Raw genomic sequence first — 16,248 nt, 5'->3', positions numbered from 1 at the left:
CCGGCCGCCGACGTCATCGCAACGCGCCTTCCGTGGCCAGGATCTGGGGGGCGATCTGGTCGGCCCAGCGGGCCAGCGGCTCGTCCGCCGGGAGCTCGGACTCCAGCAGCGCCAGCCCCGGTGTCGGGACGAACGCACCCAGTTCCACCAGCAGCGGCCGGAAGTGGACCTCCACCGCGAGCGCGTGCCTCGGATGCCCCATGACCAGCAGGGGCAGGGCCGTCTTGCCCGCCAGCGCGTTCGATGGGAGCCGGTCGAGGAACGCCTTGAGCAGCCCGGTGTACGTCGCCTTGTAGGTCGGGCTGGCCAGGATCGCCACCGACGCGCCCGCCAGCAGCTCGACCGCGATCTCGACGTTGGCGTGCGCCCCGGGGGCCAGGATGACCGGCGCGAGGGCCGACAGGTCGATGACGTCCCGGGTACCGGTGTGCCCGAGCCGCTCGGCGACGGCGTCGGTGGCCGCGACCGCCGCCGCGTACGTCCTCGACCCGGGCCTCGGGTTGCCCACCACGGTGACGATGCTCATGCGACCACCGCCTGCGCGGGACGGGCCAGCCCGTAGTGATCGCGCAGCGTGCGGCCCTCGTAGTCCTTGCGGAACAGGCCGCGGATCTGCAGTTCCGGGACGACGTGGTCGACGAAGTCCGCCAGGCCCCCGGGCAGGTGCGGCGGCATGATGTTGAAGCCGTCCGCCGCGCCGTTCTCGTACCATTCCTGCAGCTCGTCGGCGATCTGCTCCGGCGTGCCCGCGACGACCCGGTGGCCGCGCCCGCCGGCCAGCTTGCTGATCACCTCGCGGATCGTCAGGTTGCCCCTGCCGGCCAGGTCCCTGATGAGCTGGACGCGGCTCTGCTGGCCGTCCGGGTTGGGCGGGGTGTCGGGGAGCGGGCCGTCCAGGGGGTAGGCGGCGAGGTCCACGCCGAGGATGTTGGACAGTTGCTGCACCCCGTACGCGGGGACGATCAACTCTTCCAGCTCCTTCTCCAGCCGGAGCGCCTCGCGTTCGGTGGACCCGATGATGGGCGAGATGCCGGGAAGGATCTTGACCTGGTGCGGTTGGCGGCCGTACGCGGGGAGCCTGCCCTTGAGGTCGGCGTAGAACTCCTGGGCGTCCTCCAGTGTTTGCTGCGCGGTGAAGACGGCCTCGGCGTGCCTGGCGGCGAACTCCTTGCCGTCCTCGGACGATCCGGCCTGGACGAGGAGGGGGTGCCCCTGGGGCGGGCGCTGGATGTTGAGCGGCCCCTTGACCCGGAAGTGCGTCCCCTCATGATTGATCGGTCTGACACGCGAAATATCGGCATAAATCCCCGATTGGCGGTCGCCGAGCACCGCGTCGTCCGCCCAGCTGTCCCACAGCGCCGTCGCGACCTGTAGGAACTCCTCCGCCCGCCGGTAGCGCTCGCCGTGCGCCGGACGTTCGAGGCCGAAGTTGCCCGCCTCCGCCTCACCCGCCGAGGTGACGATGTTCCAACCGGCGCGCCCGCCGCTGATGTGGTCCAGCGAGGCGAACTTGCGCGCCACGTGGAACGGCTCGTTGTACGTCGTGGACACGGTGGCGATCAGTCCGACGTGCTCGGTGACGGCCGCCAGGGCCGCCAGCAGGGTCAGCGGCTCCAGCCCGCCCAGCGCGTTGTGCCGGACGTTCCCCGCCAGCGCCAGCCCGTCGGCGAGGAACAACGAGTCGAGCTTGCCACGTTCGGCGATCCTGGCCAGCTCCTGGAAGTGACGCAGGTCGGTGATACGGCGCGGCTCCGTCAGCGGATGCCGCCACGCGGCCTCGTGGTGGCCGACACCCATGAGGAAGGCGTTCAGGTGCATACTCACGTGGTCCTCCAGGTGGACAGGGGCTGCGGATGTCGGCTGGGAGGTGGGGCGGGGGCGGTGGTCGTCGAGGGCCGAGGACGAGAGGCCCGCGGAGGAGGGTTCAGGCAACGGGGATCGCCTCCTCGCGCAGGAGGGTCCAGATGGCGTGCCGGTACTCCCCGAACCGGGGGTCGGCGCGCGGGTCGCCCTCCCGCGAGTCGAAGTCGATGGCGATGATCTCGCGGATGCGGCCGGGGCTCGGCGTCATGACGGCGACGCGCTGCCCGAGGTAGACGGCCTCGTCGATGCCGTGGGTGAGGAAGACGACGGTCTTGCCGGTCTTGGCCCAGATCTGCAGCAGTTCCTCCTGCAGGGACTCCCGGGTCTGGGCGTCCAGGGCGGCGAAGGGTTCGTCCATCAGCAGCACGGCGGGGTCGTAGGCGAGGCTGCGGGCGATGGCGACGCGCTGCCGCATGCCGTCTGACAGCTCGTGCGGGTGGCGGTCGTCGAAGCCGCGCAGCCCGACCAGGTCGAGGTAGTGCCTGGCGAGGTCCCGCCGCTCCTGCCTGGGGACGGCCTTGGCCTCCAGGCCGAACTCCACGTTGGCGACCGCGGTGCGCCACGGGAACAGCGCGTACTGCTGGAAGACGATGCCGCGGTCGAGGCCCGGCCCCTCCACCGGCGCGCCGTCGACGCGGATCTCGCCGCGGGTCGGCGCGGTCAGGCCGGTGAGCAGGTCCAGGAGCGTGGACTTGCCGCAGCCGCTGGGGCCCACCAGCGTGAGGAACTCGCCTTCCCCGACGGTGAGGGAGATGTCCGACAGCGCGGTGAAGCTGGCGCCCCGGACGGCGAACTCCTTGGAGACGTGCATGAACTCGATCTTCATCGGGCCCCTCCCGAGCGGGTTTCCGTGGCCCCCTGGGCGGTGCCGCAGGCGGTGACGACGAGGGGAGTGAGTACGGGAACGACACGTTTGATCACGAAATGTCCTCTTGATGTGGGGGACGGGGGACTATGTCGTGATCAGTGACACTGTGCGCTGACGACGCGGCAGTAGTCGACATGCGCGCGCCGGGTCAGGTCCGGGCTCATGAGTTCGACGCTACGCAGGCCCGGACCATAAGTCAACTTTCCCTACTTGATTTACAGGGAATTTGCCTCCGGAAACCACAGGTCCGGCTCCCCCGGCACCCGCCGTACCCGCTTCTTCGCCTCCAGCCAGGTCAGATGCGCGAGCGTCTCGTTGTTGGCCGCGCGCCGCATGAACGGCGGGATCGTCTCCCACGGACGCGACCAGGTCAGCCTGGTCGCGACCGCCCAGCAGCTCACCCCGTCACCGGCCGCCGCGACCACCCGCTCGATCTCGGCCAGCCGCTCGTCGTGGTGCGCCATCACGTAGTCGACCCGCTCCGCGAGCTCCAGGAAGCGGTACTCGTGCGCGGGCAGCACCTCCTCGACGTCCAGCGTGCGCACGGCGGCCAGCGAGTCGAGGTAGTCGGCCAGCGGGTTCGGCCCCGACTGCGGGTGCACGGCCACGATCGGCGTGATCTTCGCGAGCACGTGGTCGCCGGAGAACAGCACCTTCCTGGACGGCGACACGAAGCACAGGTGGCCGGGCGAGTGACCGGGGGTCCAGATCGCCCGCAGGTCCCATCCGGGCAGGTCGAGCCGCTCCCCGTCCTCGACGAGCCGGTCGGGCTTGGCCATCGACACCATGTGCCTGATCATCATGGACGCGCCCGCCAACTCGTCCAGCGTCAGCTCCGGCACCCCGGACCGGACCAGCACCGCCCGCTCCCTGGCGACCAGCGCGTCGATGGCGCCCTCGTCGTAGCGGTCGTGCACGAGGGCGGCGTCGGCCGGGTGCAGGGCGATCCAGGCGCCCGAGGCCTCGCGGATCCGTCCCGCCAGCCCGTAGTGGTCGGGATGAAGGTGGGTGACCAGGACGCCTTTGACGTCCGTCATGTCGTACCCGGCGACGCGCAGCCCGGCGGCCAGCGCCGCGTAGGCCTCGTCGGTGTTCCACCCCGCGTCGACGATCGCGACGCCGTCTGGCAGCTCCAGCACATAGACCAGGACGTACCGCAGCGGATTGATCGGGATCGGCACCGGAACCGACCACAGTCCGGGACGGACCCGCTCAACCTCCGGAATCGTGCCGCCGAGCCACGCATCGCGCTGCGCCTCGCTGGATGGGGTCACCACGAACTTCGCCATGGCCCCGATTGTGCCCCTATTGCCCGAATCATGTTCTACTGGGTTGATGAAGCTGGCACGCGAGATCGCCGACGACGGGCGCTTCGTCCGGCAGTCGAACCGGTTCACCGACCGGCTGCCCAGCGGCCCGCCCGAGCCCGGCCGCTACCGCCTCTACGCCTCCTACGCCTGCCCGTGGGCGCAACGGGTGCTGATCGTGCGCGAGCTGCTCGGCCTGCGAGACCTGCTGGACGTGACGATCGTGGACCCGATCAGGGACGAGAAGGGCTGGCGGGTTCCCGGCGGCGACCCGGAGTACCTGTCGGAGCTCTACCTGGCGACCGACCCCGACTACACGGGCCGCTACACCGTCCCCTGCGTCTGGGACAACCGCGACCAGCGCATCGTCACCAACGACTTCCCGCAGATCACCCTCGATCTCGAAATGTCGTGGGGAACCACTCCGGACCTCTATCCCGAGGCCCTCAGGCCCGAGATCGACGCGCTCAACGAGCGCCTCTACCACGGCCTCAACAACGCCGTCTACGAGGCCGGTTTCGCCCGCTCCCAGGAGGCGTACGAGGAGGCGGTGACCCGCGTCTTCGCCACCCTCGACCACCTGGAGGAGCGCCTGACCGGGCGGGAGTTCCTGTTCGACGCGCTGACCGACAGCGACGTCCGCCTCTACACCACGCTGGCCCGCTTCGACGCGGTCTACTACGGCCACTTCAAGTGCTCGGTCCGGCGGCTGACGGACTACCCGGCGCTCTGGGCGTACGCCCGCAGGCTGTACGCCATCCCGGCGTTCCGCGACACGACGGACTTCGACCAGATCAAGCGGCACTACTACGTCACCCAGACCAACATCAACCCCAGCCGCATCGTCCCGGTCGGCCCGGAGCTCGACTGGTCCGCGTGAACCGCACGGACGCCTCGCCGAGTACGAGCTGTCCAGCGGCACCGTGCGCAACCACCTGGCGGCGATCGTCGCCAAGCTGGGCGCGTCAGGCAGAGCGGACGCGTTCCGGATCGCTCGCGAGCACGGCCGGCTGTAGCACCGGCATCCGGACGAACAGCAGGGCGCAGGCCAGCACCACGACGGCAGCCAGCACCCAGGCCGTGGCGGTCGAGGACTGGCCGGCCAGCGCCCCGAAGGCCAGGTTCGACAGCATCGCACCCGCCTGGAGCGACAGCGAGCTGGTCGAGGTGATGGTGGAGCGCTGCGCGGCGGTGACTGACCTGTGCGTCAGCTCCAGGCAGAGCATGCTCGCCACCGACAGCCCGGCGAACATGACCACGTACGCCAGCCCGGCGGTGACGAGCCCCGGCAGGCCGTCGAGACCGGCCGTCGCGGCGAGGCAGCCGACGGACAGCGCGGTCAGCACCGTGCCCGCGGCCGCGCCCCGCGCCGAGCCGCCGCCCAGCCGCGCCACGCGGGGAGCCAGGGCGCTGCCCAGCGCGCTGCCGGAGAACCCGAGCGCGGCCGTGACGGCGTAGGCGGCGCTGCCCTCCTCGGCCGTGCCCGCCAGCTGGGCCAGGCGCCCCGGCGTGAGCAGCTCGACGGCGGCCAGCGCCACGCCGGAACCGGCCGCGGCCAGCATGAGGCGGCGCAGCAGCGGGTGGCCCAGCGAGAGCCTGACCCCGCCGGCGACCGTCGCGGGCACCTCGCGCAGCACGTCCGCCAGCGACCGGCGCGCGTGCGACGGTTCGGGCAGCGCGAACACCACGACGACGAGTAGCACGGCCGCCGCGACCACGCCCAGCAGGGGCGGCGCCGCCAGCGGCAGCAGCAGCTCGCGCGGCACCACGAGGGGCGTGGCCCCGCCCGCGAGCACGCCCAGGCAGAGCGCCACCGACTCCATCGCGCCGCCGCGCGCCAGCCCCGGTTTGAGGTCGGCGTCGCGGCCTTCGAGGTCGTGCAGCGTGTCGACGTACCAGGACGTGGCGGGCCCGCTGGACAGGGCCCTGGCGACGCCCTTGAGCACGCTGCTGGCCAGGAACATCCAGAAGGTGGTCGACACCGCCATGAGGGCGAGCGCGGCGACCGTGAACGCGGCCGACGCGGCCAGCACCACGCGCCGCCCGACGACGTCGGCCAGCCCGCCCGTGGGCAGTTCGAGGGTGATCGTGACGATCGAGAACACCGAGGTGAGCAGCCCGATCTCGACCAGGCTGAGCCCTCTGGCGGTCATCAGCAGGACGCTCGCGGCCGCCATCAGGCCCGTGGGCAGCCAGGTCAGGAAGCTGACCAGCATGTAGCGCCGCAGCGCGGAGCGGGGGGTCACATGTCCTCCTTGGGGGGTCGCTCACGCTCTTCTCGGGGTGATCCGGACGGACGGGAACCGCCTACGGCTCGGACTGACGAGGGCCGCTCGCGTCCTCCCCGGCCTGGCCGGAGGCGCTCGCGTCCGGCTTGCGGGGGAAGCCCGCCATGAACAGGCGGACCTGCTGGACGCCGGGACCGTCGCCGTACCGCTCCTGGATCTCGTGGCGCAGTTCCTCCACCCGCCGGAAGAACTCGTCCAGGCCCTCGGGCGTGAGGGTGACGAAGTGGTCGCTCATCCCGGACGCCTCGACCCACTCGCTCGGCCAGTCGCTCTCGACGAACTGCTCCGACGCCCTGCCCAGGGCCTCCACCTGCCGCAGCCGCATGATCCTGACGGCTTCCTCGCCCTCGGGGGTGGCGGACATCTGCTGGGAGTCCCACGAGGTGTAGCGGTGACGGGCCCGCCAGCGGCGCTCCCTGCCGTCGCGCTGCTCCGGGTCCTCCTCGATGAAGCCGTGCCTGGCCAGCTCGCGCAGGTGGTAGCTGGTCAGCCCGGAGCTCTCGCCCACCTTGCGGCCCAGCCCGCTGGCCGTGTCGGGGCCGTCGGCGCGCAGCAGCCCGAGCAGCCGCACCCGCAGCGGGTGTGCCACCACCTTGAGGACCCGCGGGTCGCTGATCCGGAAGACCTCGTCCATGCGCTCACCGTAAAACCGCAAAGGCAATTTTGCAAACACAATTTTGCGATCTTCCGCCGTGCGGGCTGCCCGGCGCGGTGAGATGACGCGGTGAGGCGGCCCGGCGGAGCGGCGCGGCGGAGTGGCGCGGCGGAGTGGCGCGGCGGAGTGGCGGGCGCGGCGGCCCGGGAAGGCTCCAGGCCGCCTACGTGCTCATAAACTGAGCCGCATGCTCGACGACATCTGGGTGGACGAGTCCGTCTTCGCGCTCCGTCCCGACTTCGCGGTGCTGGTCGTGACGGCGCACGGCCTCCGCAACGGCCCCACCGACGACCGCTCCCGCGCCTGGCTGGCCGACGCCTCGGCGCAGGAGCCGCAGCCCGGCAAGATCGACGCGTGGAAGGACGCCTACCGCGCGTTCGGCGCCAAGCCCCAGCGCACCAGGCCGTCGGTCGACGCGCTCACCCGCCGCCTGCCGCTGCCGGAGATCAACCAGGTCGTCGACGCGTACAACTCGATCAGCGTCAAGCACGCGCTGCCGATCGGCGGCGAGGACCTCGACTGTTACGTGGGCCCCGCGCGGCTGGTCAGGGCCGACGGCGAGGAGAAGTCCGAGGAGGCGCTGGGGCAGCCGGAGCCCGGCGAGGTGATCTGGCGCGACGACGTGGGCGTCACCTGCCGAAGGTGGAACTGGCGCCAGGTGGCGCGCACCCGGCTGACCGAGCAGACCACCAACGCGATCTTCCTGCTGGAGCGCCTGGAGCCGATGTCGCTGGAGGAGCTGAAGGAGGCAGGCGAGGAGCTGGCCGACCTGCTGTCCGAACTGTCCCCAGAGGTGCGCATCGCGACCCGATTGGTGTCTGGACGGAAATAAACCTATCGTCGAGCTGTTGAGACCAAAAAGTAATAATCACAGCACCACCCGGCTTGACTAGGGGGGCGTGACCTCTTTTGACTCTCCTGAGAGGATCGGGCGTGGCGGCATCGCCTCCCGGGCGCGCGCTGCTGGTCAGGGCGAGTAGCCTTGGACAGGTTCTCTAACATCAACGCCGATCTGCGGAAGAGGGCGATTTCCGCCGTGTCGTCTGAGTCGTCGCGGACAAACCCGCTGGCAAGCTTCGGTCAGAACGAGTGGCTTGTCGACGAGCTGTATCAGAAGTACCTCCAGGACCCCGAGTCGGTTGACAAGGCCTGGTGGAACTTCTTCGCTGACTACAACCCTGACTACGGACCGGGTCGAACCCCGGCAAGGGAGGCGGCGAACGGCACTGTGACCGCCCCCGCTCCCACCAAGGCGCCGCCCGCGGCGCCACCGACCGTACCCACGGCACCGGCCGCCGCGCCGGCGCCGGCGATCGCGGCCGAGAAGCCGAAGCAGCCCACCACCCCGGTGCCCAAGGGCGCCGAGGAGGTCAAGCTGCGCGGCGCCGCGGCCCGTACCGCCGCCAACATGGACGCGTCGCTGGCCATCCCCAGCGCCACCAGCGTCCGGGCCATCCCGGCCAAGCTGCTCATCGACAACCGCATCGTGATCAACAATCACCTCATGCGGGGCCGCGGCGGCAAGGTCTCCTTCACGCACCTGATCGGCTACGCCGTGGTCAAGGCGCTGAAGGCGATGCCGGAGATGAACTACTCCTACACCGAGGTCGAGGGCAAGCCGACCCTGGTCAAGCCGCAGCACGTCGGCCTCGGCCTGGCGATCGACGTGCAGAAGAGCAACGGCGAGCGCCAGCTCATGGTGCCCTCGATCAAGGGCGCCGAGGAGATGGACTTCCGGCAGTTCTGGATGGCGTACGAGGAGATCGTCCGCAAGGCGCGCGCGGGCAAGCTCGGGGTCGACGACTTCACCGCCACCACGATCTCGCTGACCAACCCCGGCACGATCGGCACCGTCCACTCGGTGCCGCGCCTCATGACCGGTCAGGGCACGATCATCGGCGTCGGCGCGATGGAGTACCCGGCCGAGTACCAGGGCGCCTCGCCCGACACGCTCTCGCGCCTGGCCGTCTCCAAGGTCATGACGCTGACCAGCACCTACGACCACCGGATCATCCAGGGCGCCCAGTCGGGCGACTTCCTGCGCCAGATCCACCGGCTGCTGCTCGGCGAGGACGGCTTCTACGACGAGATCTTCGAGGCGCTGCGGATCCCGTACGAGCCGGTCCGCTGGGTCCGCGACATCTCGGCCTCCCACGACGACGACGTGGCCAAGTCCGCCCGCGTGATCGAGCTGATCCACGCGTACCGGGTGCGCGGCCACCTGATGGCCGAGACCGACCCGCTGGAGTACAAGCAGCGCAAGCACCCCGACCTCGACATCCAGTCCCACGGCCTGACCCTGTGGGACCTCGAGCGCGAGTTCGCCACCGGCGGTTTCGGCGGGCGTCCGCTGATGAAGCTGCGCGAGATCCTGGGTGTGCTGCGCGACTCGTACTGCCGCACGGTCGGCATCGAGTACATGCACATCCAGAACCCCGAGGAGCGGGCCTGGATCCAGGCGCGGGTGGAGAAGCCGCACGCCTCCCCCGCCCGCGACGAGCAGCTCAACATCCTGAGCAGGCTCAACACCGCCGAGGCCTTCGAGACGTTCCTGCAGACGAAGTACGTCGGCCAGAAGCGCTTCTCGCTGGAGGGCGGCGAGTCGCTGATCCCGCTGCTCGACTCGGTGATCAGCGACGCGGCCGAGGAGGGCCTCGACGAGGTCGTCATGGGCATGGCGCACCGCGGCAGGCTCAACGTGCTGGCCAACATCGTCGGCAAGTCGTACGGGCAGATCTTCGGCGAGTTCGAGGGCAACATCGACCCGCGCACGGCGCACGGCTCCGGTGACGTGAAGTACCACCTGGGCGCGTCGGGCACGTTCACCGCGCCGTCCGGCAAGACGATCACCGCGTCCGTGGTCGCGAACCCGTCCCACCTGGAGGCGGTCGACCCGGTGCTGGAGGGCGTCGTCCGCGCCAAGCAGGACCTCCTGGAGCGCGGCGAGGAGGGCTTCACGGTCCTCCCGGTCCTCATCCACGGCGACGCGGCCTTCGCGGGCCAGGGCGTGGTGGCCGAGACCCTGAACCTGTCGCAGCTGCGCGGCTACCGCACCGGCGGCACCGTGCACGTGGTGGTCAACAACCAGGTCGGCTTCACGACGTCGCCGGCGTCGTCCCGCTCGTCGGTGTACGCCACCGACGTCGCCCGGATGATCCAGGCGCCGATCTTCCACGTGAACGGCGACGACCCGGAGGCCGTGGTCCGCGTGGGCGAGCTGGCCTACGAGTACCGCCAGGCGTTCCGCAAGGACGTCGTCATCGACCTGATCTGCTACCGCCGCCGCGGCCACAACGAGGGTGACAACCCCGCCTTCACCCAGCCGCTGATGTACGACCTGATCGACGCCAAGCGCTCGACCCGCAAGCTCTACACCGAGGCGCTGATCGGCCGGGGCGACATCACGGTCGAGGAGGCCGAGCAGGCGCTGCGCGACTACCAGGCCAAGCTGGAGCAGGCGTTCACCGAGACCCGCGAGGCGGCCAAGAAGCCGCTGGAGGCGGGCGCGATGCGGGTGCCGCCCACCGAGGTCGTCAAGTGGTCACACGCCGACACCGCGACGGCGATCAGCGACGAGACGCTCAAGCGCATCGTCGACACCCAGCTCAACCTGCCCGAGGGCTTCACGCCGCACCCGCGCCTCGCGCCGGTGCTGCAGCGCCGCGGCCTGATGGTCGAGCAGGACTCCATCGACTGGAGCATGGGCGAGACCCTCGCGTTCGGGTCGCTGCTCATCGACGGTCACCCGGTCAGGCTGGTCGGCCAGGACTCCCGGCGCGGCACGTTCACGCAGCGCCACGCCGTGCTGGTCGACCGGATGACCGGCGCCGAGCACACCCCGCTCAAGACCTTCAACCAGGGCACCACGAAGCTCTACATCTACGACTCGCTGCTCAGCGAGTTCGCGGCGCTCGGCTTCGAGTACGGCTACAGCGTGGTGCGTCCCGACGCCCTGGTCGCCTGGGAGGCGCAGTTCGGCGACTTCGTCAACGGCGCCCAGACGATCATCGACGAGTTCATCTCGTCCGGTGAGCAGAAGTGGGGCCAGAAGTCGGGTGTCGTGCTGCTGCTGCCGCACGGCTTCGAGGGCCAGGGCCCTGACCACTCCTCGGCCCGCATCGAGCGGTTCCTCCAGGTCTGCGCGCTCGACAACATGACGGTCGCGCAGCCGACGACGCCCGCCAACTACTTCCACCTGCTGCGCTGGCAGGTCGAGTCCGGCAGGCACAAGCCGATGGTCGTCTTCACGCCCAAGGTGCTGCTGCGGCACAAGAAGGCCACGTCGAAGGCGTCCGACTTCACCTCGGGCACCTTCCAGCCGATCCTGGGCGACCCCACGGTCGACCCGGCGAAGGTCACCAAGGTCGTGATCAGCTGCGGCAAGATCTACTACGACCTGCTCGACGGCCGCGAGAAGTCGGGGCGCGACGACGTCGCACTCGTCCGCCTGGAGCGGCTCTACCCGTTCCCGACCGAGGAGCTCACGGCCGAGCTGGCGCGCTACGGGGCGCAGGCCGAGCTGGTCTTCGTCCAGGACGAGCCGGTCAACATGGGCCCGTGGCCGTACCTCACGCTGAAGCTGGCGGAAGACCCGCAGCTCCTCGGCGGCCGCGGCCTCCACCGCATCTCGCGCGCGCCCAACAGCTCTCCCGCGGCCGGCTCCCACGCCGCCCACGACAACGAGCTGGAGGAGATCGTGAGCAAGGTGTTCGCCTAGCACGTCGGCGCCTCTGGGAACCCCTGCCGGGCCGTCCGGCGGGGGTTCCCGCTTTTCGACGGTGAACGCTTTTCGACAGTGAACAGAGTGACGGAACGGAGAACGATGTACTTCACGGATCGGGGGATCGAGGAACTCGTCGAGCGCCGGGGCGAGGAGGAGGTCAGCCTGCTCTGGCTCGGGGAGCGGCTGCGCGAGTTCGTCGACCTCAACCCGGAGTTCGAGACCCCGGTGGAGCGGTTGGCCACCTGGCTGGCCAGGCTCGACGACGAGGACGAGTAGCGAACCGCCGGCTAGTCGGCCAGCCGCTCGAACCCGTCGAGCATGGCCCGCAGGCCGACGCCGAAGTGCGCGTCGATGTCGGCCGCGTCGGCGCTCCGCGCGAGGAGGTTGTAGTCGGGCGCGCCCGGCTCCGGCTTCCTGCTGCGCAGCCCCGCGCCCAGCCGCACGGCGGCCACGGACTGCGCGTGGCCGATCGTGAACTCGCGCAGGCAGCGGGTGAGCTGGAGTGCCAGCGCCGGGGTGAACCCCGCCTCGCACAGCACGCCGATCGCGCGCTCGCCGCTCTCGATCGCCGCCCGGCTGCGGACCGGCCGGGTCGCGAAGATCGAGACGGCGTGCGGGTGGGCGAGGAGCGTGTCGCGCAGCCGGGTGAAGAACTCCTCGCACAGCTCGCGCCAGGACGACTCCCACCGGACGGCGTCCGCGTCGAGTTCGTCGAAGAGCGCCTCGGCGACGCCGTCGAAGAGCGACTCCTGGTCGCGGTAGTAGTAGTAGACGGCCATCGGGTCGACGCCCAGCTCGGCGCCGAGCTTGCGCATCGAGAACTTGCCCAGCCCCACCCGGTCGATGAGCGCGAGCGCGACGGAGGCGATGTACGCGTGGTTGAGCGTCGGCTTGGTGGGCCGCACCGGGCTCCCTCCTGCGTCCGCGCGTTGCATCCGTCCAGATTAGCGGTCGGACTCCTCCCCGAAACGCGATACATCTTGAGTTTTCGATAGACGCGACATATCGTGTCTGGTACAGCCGACATGTTCGCCAGAGAGGGCGGGGATCATGCAGCACTGGATGATAGACGGGCCCGACCATCGGGTCTTCGGCCCGGTGAGCTCGCTCGACGTCCGGATCGTCGCCGGACGGCTGGCCGTCCTGGCCAGCGACGGCCCCCCGTCCCTGGAAGTCGCCGAGTTCGACTCGGCGTCACCGCTGATCGTCGCCTACGACGAGGAGCACCAGGAGCTGAGCGTCGCCTTCAAGGACCTCACCTGGGACGGCCTGCTCGGCTGGCTGCGCCGCGACCGCCGCAGGACGGTCGTGACGATCACCGTCCCGAAGGGGTGCACGGTCAACGCCGGGGTCGTCTCCGCCTCCGCCGTGGTCGCCGGGTTCGAGCGGACCACGCAGGTCAGGAGCGTGTCCGGGGCCATCGTCCTCGACGGCGTGAGCGGCGACGTCAGCGCCACGACCGTCTCCGGCCCCGTCGAGAGCCGCGCCATGGACGGCGACCTGGCCTTCAAGACCGTCTCAGGCGAGCTGACCGTCGCCGACGGCACCCCGAGGCGGCTGCGCGCGAACACCGTGTCCGGCCGCATCACCGCCGATCTCCGGCTCAGACCGACCGGTCACGTGACCTTCAACAGCGTTTCCGGTGACATCCTGGTCAGGCTTCCGGAGAACGTGGAAACGGACGTGAGCCTGCGCTCCACCTCCGGGCGGCTGGTCAGCGCGTTCGACAACCTGTCTAACACGAACGGCCCCGGCACGAAGTCGATGTCGGGACGACTGGGCGGCGGCATGGCCTCGCTGTCGGCGATCTCGGTCTCCGGCGAGGTCACGCTGCTCAAGGGGGAGAAGGAATGAGTCCTGTCTTCGGTCACGGCCGGCTTCGGCTGTACCTGCTCAAGCTGCTGGACGAGAGCCCCCGTCACGGCTACGAGGTCATCCGCCTGCTGCAGGACCGATTCCTCGGCGTCTACTCGCCCTCCCCTGGCACGATCTACCCCCGCCTGGCCCGCCTGGAGGAGGAGGGGCTGGTGACGCACGAGGTGGTCGAGGGCAAGAAGGTGTTCTCGATCACCGACAAGGGCCGCGCGGAGCTGAACGCCCGGCTCGACGAGCTCGACGACCTGGAGCAGGAGATCTCCGCCTCGGTGCGCGACATCGCCCGCGAGGTGAAGGAGGACGTCCGCGACACGGTCAAGTCGCTGCGCGACGAGCTGACCCGGATGGCCAAGGACGTCCGCACCGGGGCCCACGAGGACGCCAGGCGGCTGCGCGACCAGCAGAAGGCCGACCTCAAACGGATCAAGGAGCAGCAGAAGCGCCAGTGGATGGAGCACGCCACACACTGGCAGGACGAAGGCGAGCGCTTCAGCAGGGAGTGGCGCAGGATCTGGTCGGAGGTGTGGGCCACGCTCGGCGGCCCTCCGGGGAATCGGGCCGAGCTCGACGCCGAGCTGGGCGAGCTGCTCGCGGACTTCGTCGCCCAGGTGCGCCAGGAGGCGTCCAACTCCCGGCTGACCCGCGAGACCGTCGAGCAGGTCCGCGGCGCGCTCGACGAGGCGTCCGGCCGCATCCGCGACACGCTCCGCTGAGCGGGCACTGAGCGGGCACTGAGCGGGCGGGGCGGTCAGGCCGACCGTAGTGACCGCTGCGGACCTCGCAGGCCGCGAGCGGTCTTCCTGGCGGCCCTGCGGGCGTGGTAAGCGATCGGCAGGTAGCGCAGCCGTTCGGGCAGGCGCGGCGTGAGCGCCGCCACCGCCCGTCCGAGGTGCCGCAGGCGGCGCTCGTCCCGCGCCGTCCACCGCAGGCCGAGCTTCTCCCGGACGGCGGGCGGCAGCGTCCCTACGGCGACGAAATAGTTGAACTCCCCGGCCCCCGCTCCCACCGGGGCCCACAGCCTGCGCAGCGGCCGGGGCAGGCCGGGCGGCGTGGGGGTGCCGCGCAGCACGCCGAGGACGTCGAGCGCGGTCTGGTGCGGTTCGAGCCGGTCGGCCACCATGTCGTCGAAGTACCGCCAGAACGCGGGGAGATCCGGTGGCACCTCCCGGTCCGGAACCCGGAGGATCCTGCCGAGCTGCCGCGACTCCTCGTAGAGCACTCGTTCCTGCTCGGACGTGTACGGAGTGCCGAAGCAGCGGTTGAGTGCGATGAACCGCTCGAACAGCGACAGGTGCACCCAGGCCCACGCCTCCCCGTTCAGCGCGTGGTAGGACCGGCCCTGCTCGTCGACACCGCTGATGGGCCGGTGCAGATCACGTAGCCGGTGCCCCTCTTCCAGCCCGCCCGTCCCGTCGTACACCCATTTCTGCACGGACGTGAGCGTGCGGGTGAGCCGCCCCCACGGGTCGTCGCGGTAGGTGGAGTGCTCGGCGACGGCCGCGCCGACCGCCGGGTGCATGGTCTGCAGGACCAGCGCGCTCCCCGCGACGAGCAGGTTGCGGTACTCCCCCGCGGTCTCCCAGTGCATCGAGCCTGGACCGAAGGGCTCAACATCCATGACGGCGCCTCCCGGGTGATACACCCTCACTTTCGTTGTATCACCCGGAACGACCGGGAAGTAACCCCTTACTTATGCCGCTCGGTTCAGGCGGTGAAGACCACCTTGCCGAAGACGTCGCCCTGCTCCAGCGCGGCGAACCCGTCGCGGGCCTGGGCCAGCGGCATCGTCCTGTCGATGATCGGCCGCACCCCGGTCTGCTCCAGGAACACGGCCAGGCGCTGGAGCTGGTCGCGGGTGCCCATGGTGGAGCCGACCACGGACAGCTGCAGGAAGAAGACCCGGTTGAGATCGGCGGGCGGCACCGCGCCGCTGGTGGCGCCCGAGACGACGATCCGCCCGCCGGGCTTGAGCGACTTCAGCGAGTGGTCCCAGGTGGCCTGGCCCACGGTCTCCATGACGGCGTCGACCCGCTCGGGCAGCCGCGCCCCCGGCTCGAAGACCTGGTCGGCGCCGAGCTGCCGGGCACGCTCGCGCTTCTCCTCCGACCGGCTGGTCGCCCAGACCCGGTAGCCGCCCGCCCGTCCCAGCGCGATGACGGCGGTCGCCACGCCGCCGCCCGCGCCCTGCACCAGCACCGTCGAGCCCGGCTGCAGCCCGGCCTTGTCGAACAGCATGCGGTACGCGGTCAGCCAGGCCGTGGGCAGGCAGGCGGCCTCCTCGAAGCTGAGCGCGGCCGGCTTGGGCACCAGGTTGCGGCGCGGCACCGCGACCCGCTCGGCGAAGGTCCCGTCGTGGAACTCCGACAGCAGGGTCCGCTTGGGGTCGAGCGTCTCGTCGGCGCCGGTGCCGATCACCGAGTGGACGATGACCTCGTTGCCGTCCTCGTCGACGCCGGCCGCGTCGCAGCCGAGCACGATCGGCAGCCGGTCCTGCCTGATGCCGACGCCCTTGAGTGTCCACAGGTCGTGGTGGTTGAGCGCGGCGGCCCGCACCGAGACCGTCGTCCAGCCGTCGGGCGTCTTCGGCTCCGGATGCTCGCCGAGCGTCAGCCCGGCGAGTGGATTGTCGGGATCTGTCTGTGTGGCGGTTACGGCGAACATGGCCGCAC

General features: G+C 70.5%; 15 protein-coding genes. 6 read left to right on the top strand and 9 right to left on the bottom strand.

Annotation, left to right across the window (positions count from 1 at the left end; all coding sequences use genetic code 11):
* Positions 1 to 13: 13 nt before the first annotated feature.
* The 4 genes from ABT294_RS23050 to ABT294_RS23035 all read right to left on the bottom strand — a co-directional run bounded on the left by ABT294_RS23050 (position 14) and on the right by ABT294_RS23035 (position 4,020).
* Positions 14 to 526: an NADPH-dependent FMN reductase gene (locus ABT294_RS23050; RefSeq protein ID WP_350808289.1), complete on the bottom strand. Its 513-nt coding sequence runs from the start codon at positions 524 to 526 to the stop codon at positions 14 to 16.
* The gene (locus ABT294_RS23045) at positions 523 to 1,818 is read right to left on the bottom strand and encodes an LLM class flavin-dependent oxidoreductase (RefSeq protein ID WP_350808476.1); all 1,296 of its coding nucleotides are present in this window, start codon (positions 1,816 to 1,818) and stop codon (positions 523 to 525) included. The genes ABT294_RS23050 and ABT294_RS23045 overlap by 4 nt, the downstream gene beginning before the upstream one ends.
* 106 nt (positions 1,819 to 1,924) lie before the next feature.
* Positions 1,925 to 2,689 (bottom strand): ABC transporter ATP-binding protein, encoded by a 765-nt coding sequence (locus ABT294_RS23040; RefSeq protein WP_350808288.1) that lies wholly within the window; start codon positions 2,687 to 2,689, stop codon positions 1,925 to 1,927.
* 257 nt (positions 2,690 to 2,946) lie between these two features.
* Positions 2,947 to 4,020, bottom strand: coding sequence for an MBL fold metallo-hydrolase (locus tag ABT294_RS23035; RefSeq protein WP_350808287.1), 1,074 nt, complete (start codon positions 4,018 to 4,020; stop codon positions 2,947 to 2,949).
* Between the two features lie 46 nt (positions 4,021 to 4,066).
* Here ABT294_RS23035 and ABT294_RS23030 point away from each other — a divergent pair, with 46 nt between their 5' ends.
* Entirely contained in the window at positions 4,067 to 4,918 is an 852-nt protein-coding gene (locus ABT294_RS23030) for a glutathione S-transferase family protein (RefSeq protein WP_350808286.1), read from the top strand.
* An 85-nt stretch (positions 4,919 to 5,003) separates the two neighbouring features.
* Here ABT294_RS23030 and ABT294_RS23025 read toward each other — a convergent pair whose 3' ends face one another.
* Together ABT294_RS23025 and ABT294_RS23020 are read right to left on the bottom strand one after the other, a co-directional pair.
* The gene (locus tag ABT294_RS23025; RefSeq protein WP_350808285.1) at positions 5,004 to 6,284 is read right to left on the bottom strand and encodes an MFS transporter; all 1,281 of its coding nucleotides are present in this window, start codon (positions 6,282 to 6,284) and stop codon (positions 5,004 to 5,006) included.
* A gap of 61 nt (positions 6,285 to 6,345) precedes the next feature.
* Entirely contained in the window at positions 6,346 to 6,960 is a 615-nt protein-coding gene (locus tag ABT294_RS23020) for a winged helix-turn-helix domain-containing protein (protein WP_350808284.1), read from the bottom strand.
* Between the two features lie 208 nt (positions 6,961 to 7,168).
* Here ABT294_RS23020 and ABT294_RS23015 point away from each other — a divergent pair, with 208 nt between their 5' ends.
* The 3 genes from ABT294_RS23015 (at position 7,169) to ABT294_RS23005 (ending at position 11,980) form a co-directional block, all read left to right on the top strand.
* The gene (locus tag ABT294_RS23015; RefSeq protein ID WP_350808283.1) at positions 7,169 to 7,813 is read left to right on the top strand and encodes a B3/B4 domain-containing protein; all 645 of its coding nucleotides are present in this window, start codon (positions 7,169 to 7,171) and stop codon (positions 7,811 to 7,813) included.
* A 204-nt stretch (positions 7,814 to 8,017) separates the two neighbouring features.
* Positions 8,018 to 11,698 (top strand): multifunctional oxoglutarate decarboxylase/oxoglutarate dehydrogenase thiamine pyrophosphate-binding subunit/dihydrolipoyllysine-residue succinyltransferase subunit, encoded by a 3,681-nt coding sequence (locus ABT294_RS23010; protein WP_350808282.1) that lies wholly within the window; start codon positions 8,018 to 8,020, stop codon positions 11,696 to 11,698.
* A gap of 105 nt (positions 11,699 to 11,803) precedes the next feature.
* On the top strand, positions 11,804 to 11,980 hold the full coding sequence (locus ABT294_RS23005) for a DUF6104 family protein (protein ID WP_091104129.1): 177 nt from the start codon (positions 11,804 to 11,806) through the stop codon (positions 11,978 to 11,980).
* Between the two features lie 11 nt (positions 11,981 to 11,991).
* On the opposite strand, the gene ABT294_RS23000 is transcribed toward ABT294_RS23005, so the two are convergent.
* The gene (locus ABT294_RS23000) at positions 11,992 to 12,609 is read right to left on the bottom strand and encodes a TetR/AcrR family transcriptional regulator C-terminal domain-containing protein (protein ID WP_350808281.1); all 618 of its coding nucleotides are present in this window, start codon (positions 12,607 to 12,609) and stop codon (positions 11,992 to 11,994) included.
* Between the two features lie 145 nt (positions 12,610 to 12,754).
* Between ABT294_RS23000 and ABT294_RS22995 the strand changes: the two genes are divergently transcribed.
* Together ABT294_RS22995 and ABT294_RS22990 are read left to right on the top strand one after the other, a co-directional pair.
* Positions 12,755 to 13,558 carry a DUF4097 family beta strand repeat-containing protein gene (locus ABT294_RS22995; protein WP_350808280.1) on the top strand — a complete coding sequence of 268 codons (804 nt, stop codon included), beginning with the start codon at positions 12,755 to 12,757 and terminating at the stop codon, positions 13,556 to 13,558.
* The gene (locus tag ABT294_RS22990) at positions 13,555 to 14,292 is read left to right on the top strand and encodes a PadR family transcriptional regulator (protein ID WP_350808279.1); all 738 of its coding nucleotides are present in this window, start codon (positions 13,555 to 13,557) and stop codon (positions 14,290 to 14,292) included. Before ABT294_RS22995 ends, ABT294_RS22990 begins: the two co-directional genes overlap by 4 nt.
* Positions 14,293 to 14,327: 35 nt before the next feature.
* Here the strand turns inward: ABT294_RS22990 and ABT294_RS22985 are convergent, their stop codons facing one another.
* Both ABT294_RS22985 and ABT294_RS22980 read right to left on the bottom strand, forming a co-directional pair.
* Positions 14,328 to 15,197: an oxygenase MpaB family protein gene (locus ABT294_RS22985; protein WP_350808278.1), complete on the bottom strand. Its 870-nt coding sequence runs from the start codon at positions 15,195 to 15,197 to the stop codon at positions 14,328 to 14,330.
* Between the two features lie 86 nt (positions 15,198 to 15,283).
* Positions 15,284 to 16,240 (bottom strand): zinc-binding dehydrogenase, encoded by a 957-nt coding sequence (locus ABT294_RS22980; RefSeq protein WP_350808277.1) that lies wholly within the window; start codon positions 16,238 to 16,240, stop codon positions 15,284 to 15,286.
* Positions 16,241 to 16,248: the final 8 nt, after the last annotated feature.

Origin of the sequence: Nonomuraea sp. NPDC000554 (assembly GCF_040300065.1) — a bacterium.
In the GTDB taxonomy this organism is placed as follows: Bacteria; Actinomycetota; Actinomycetes; order Streptosporangiales; family Streptosporangiaceae; genus Nonomuraea.
Note: the sequence above shows the minus strand (reverse complement) of the source record. Positions and strands in the feature narration are given on the sequence as shown.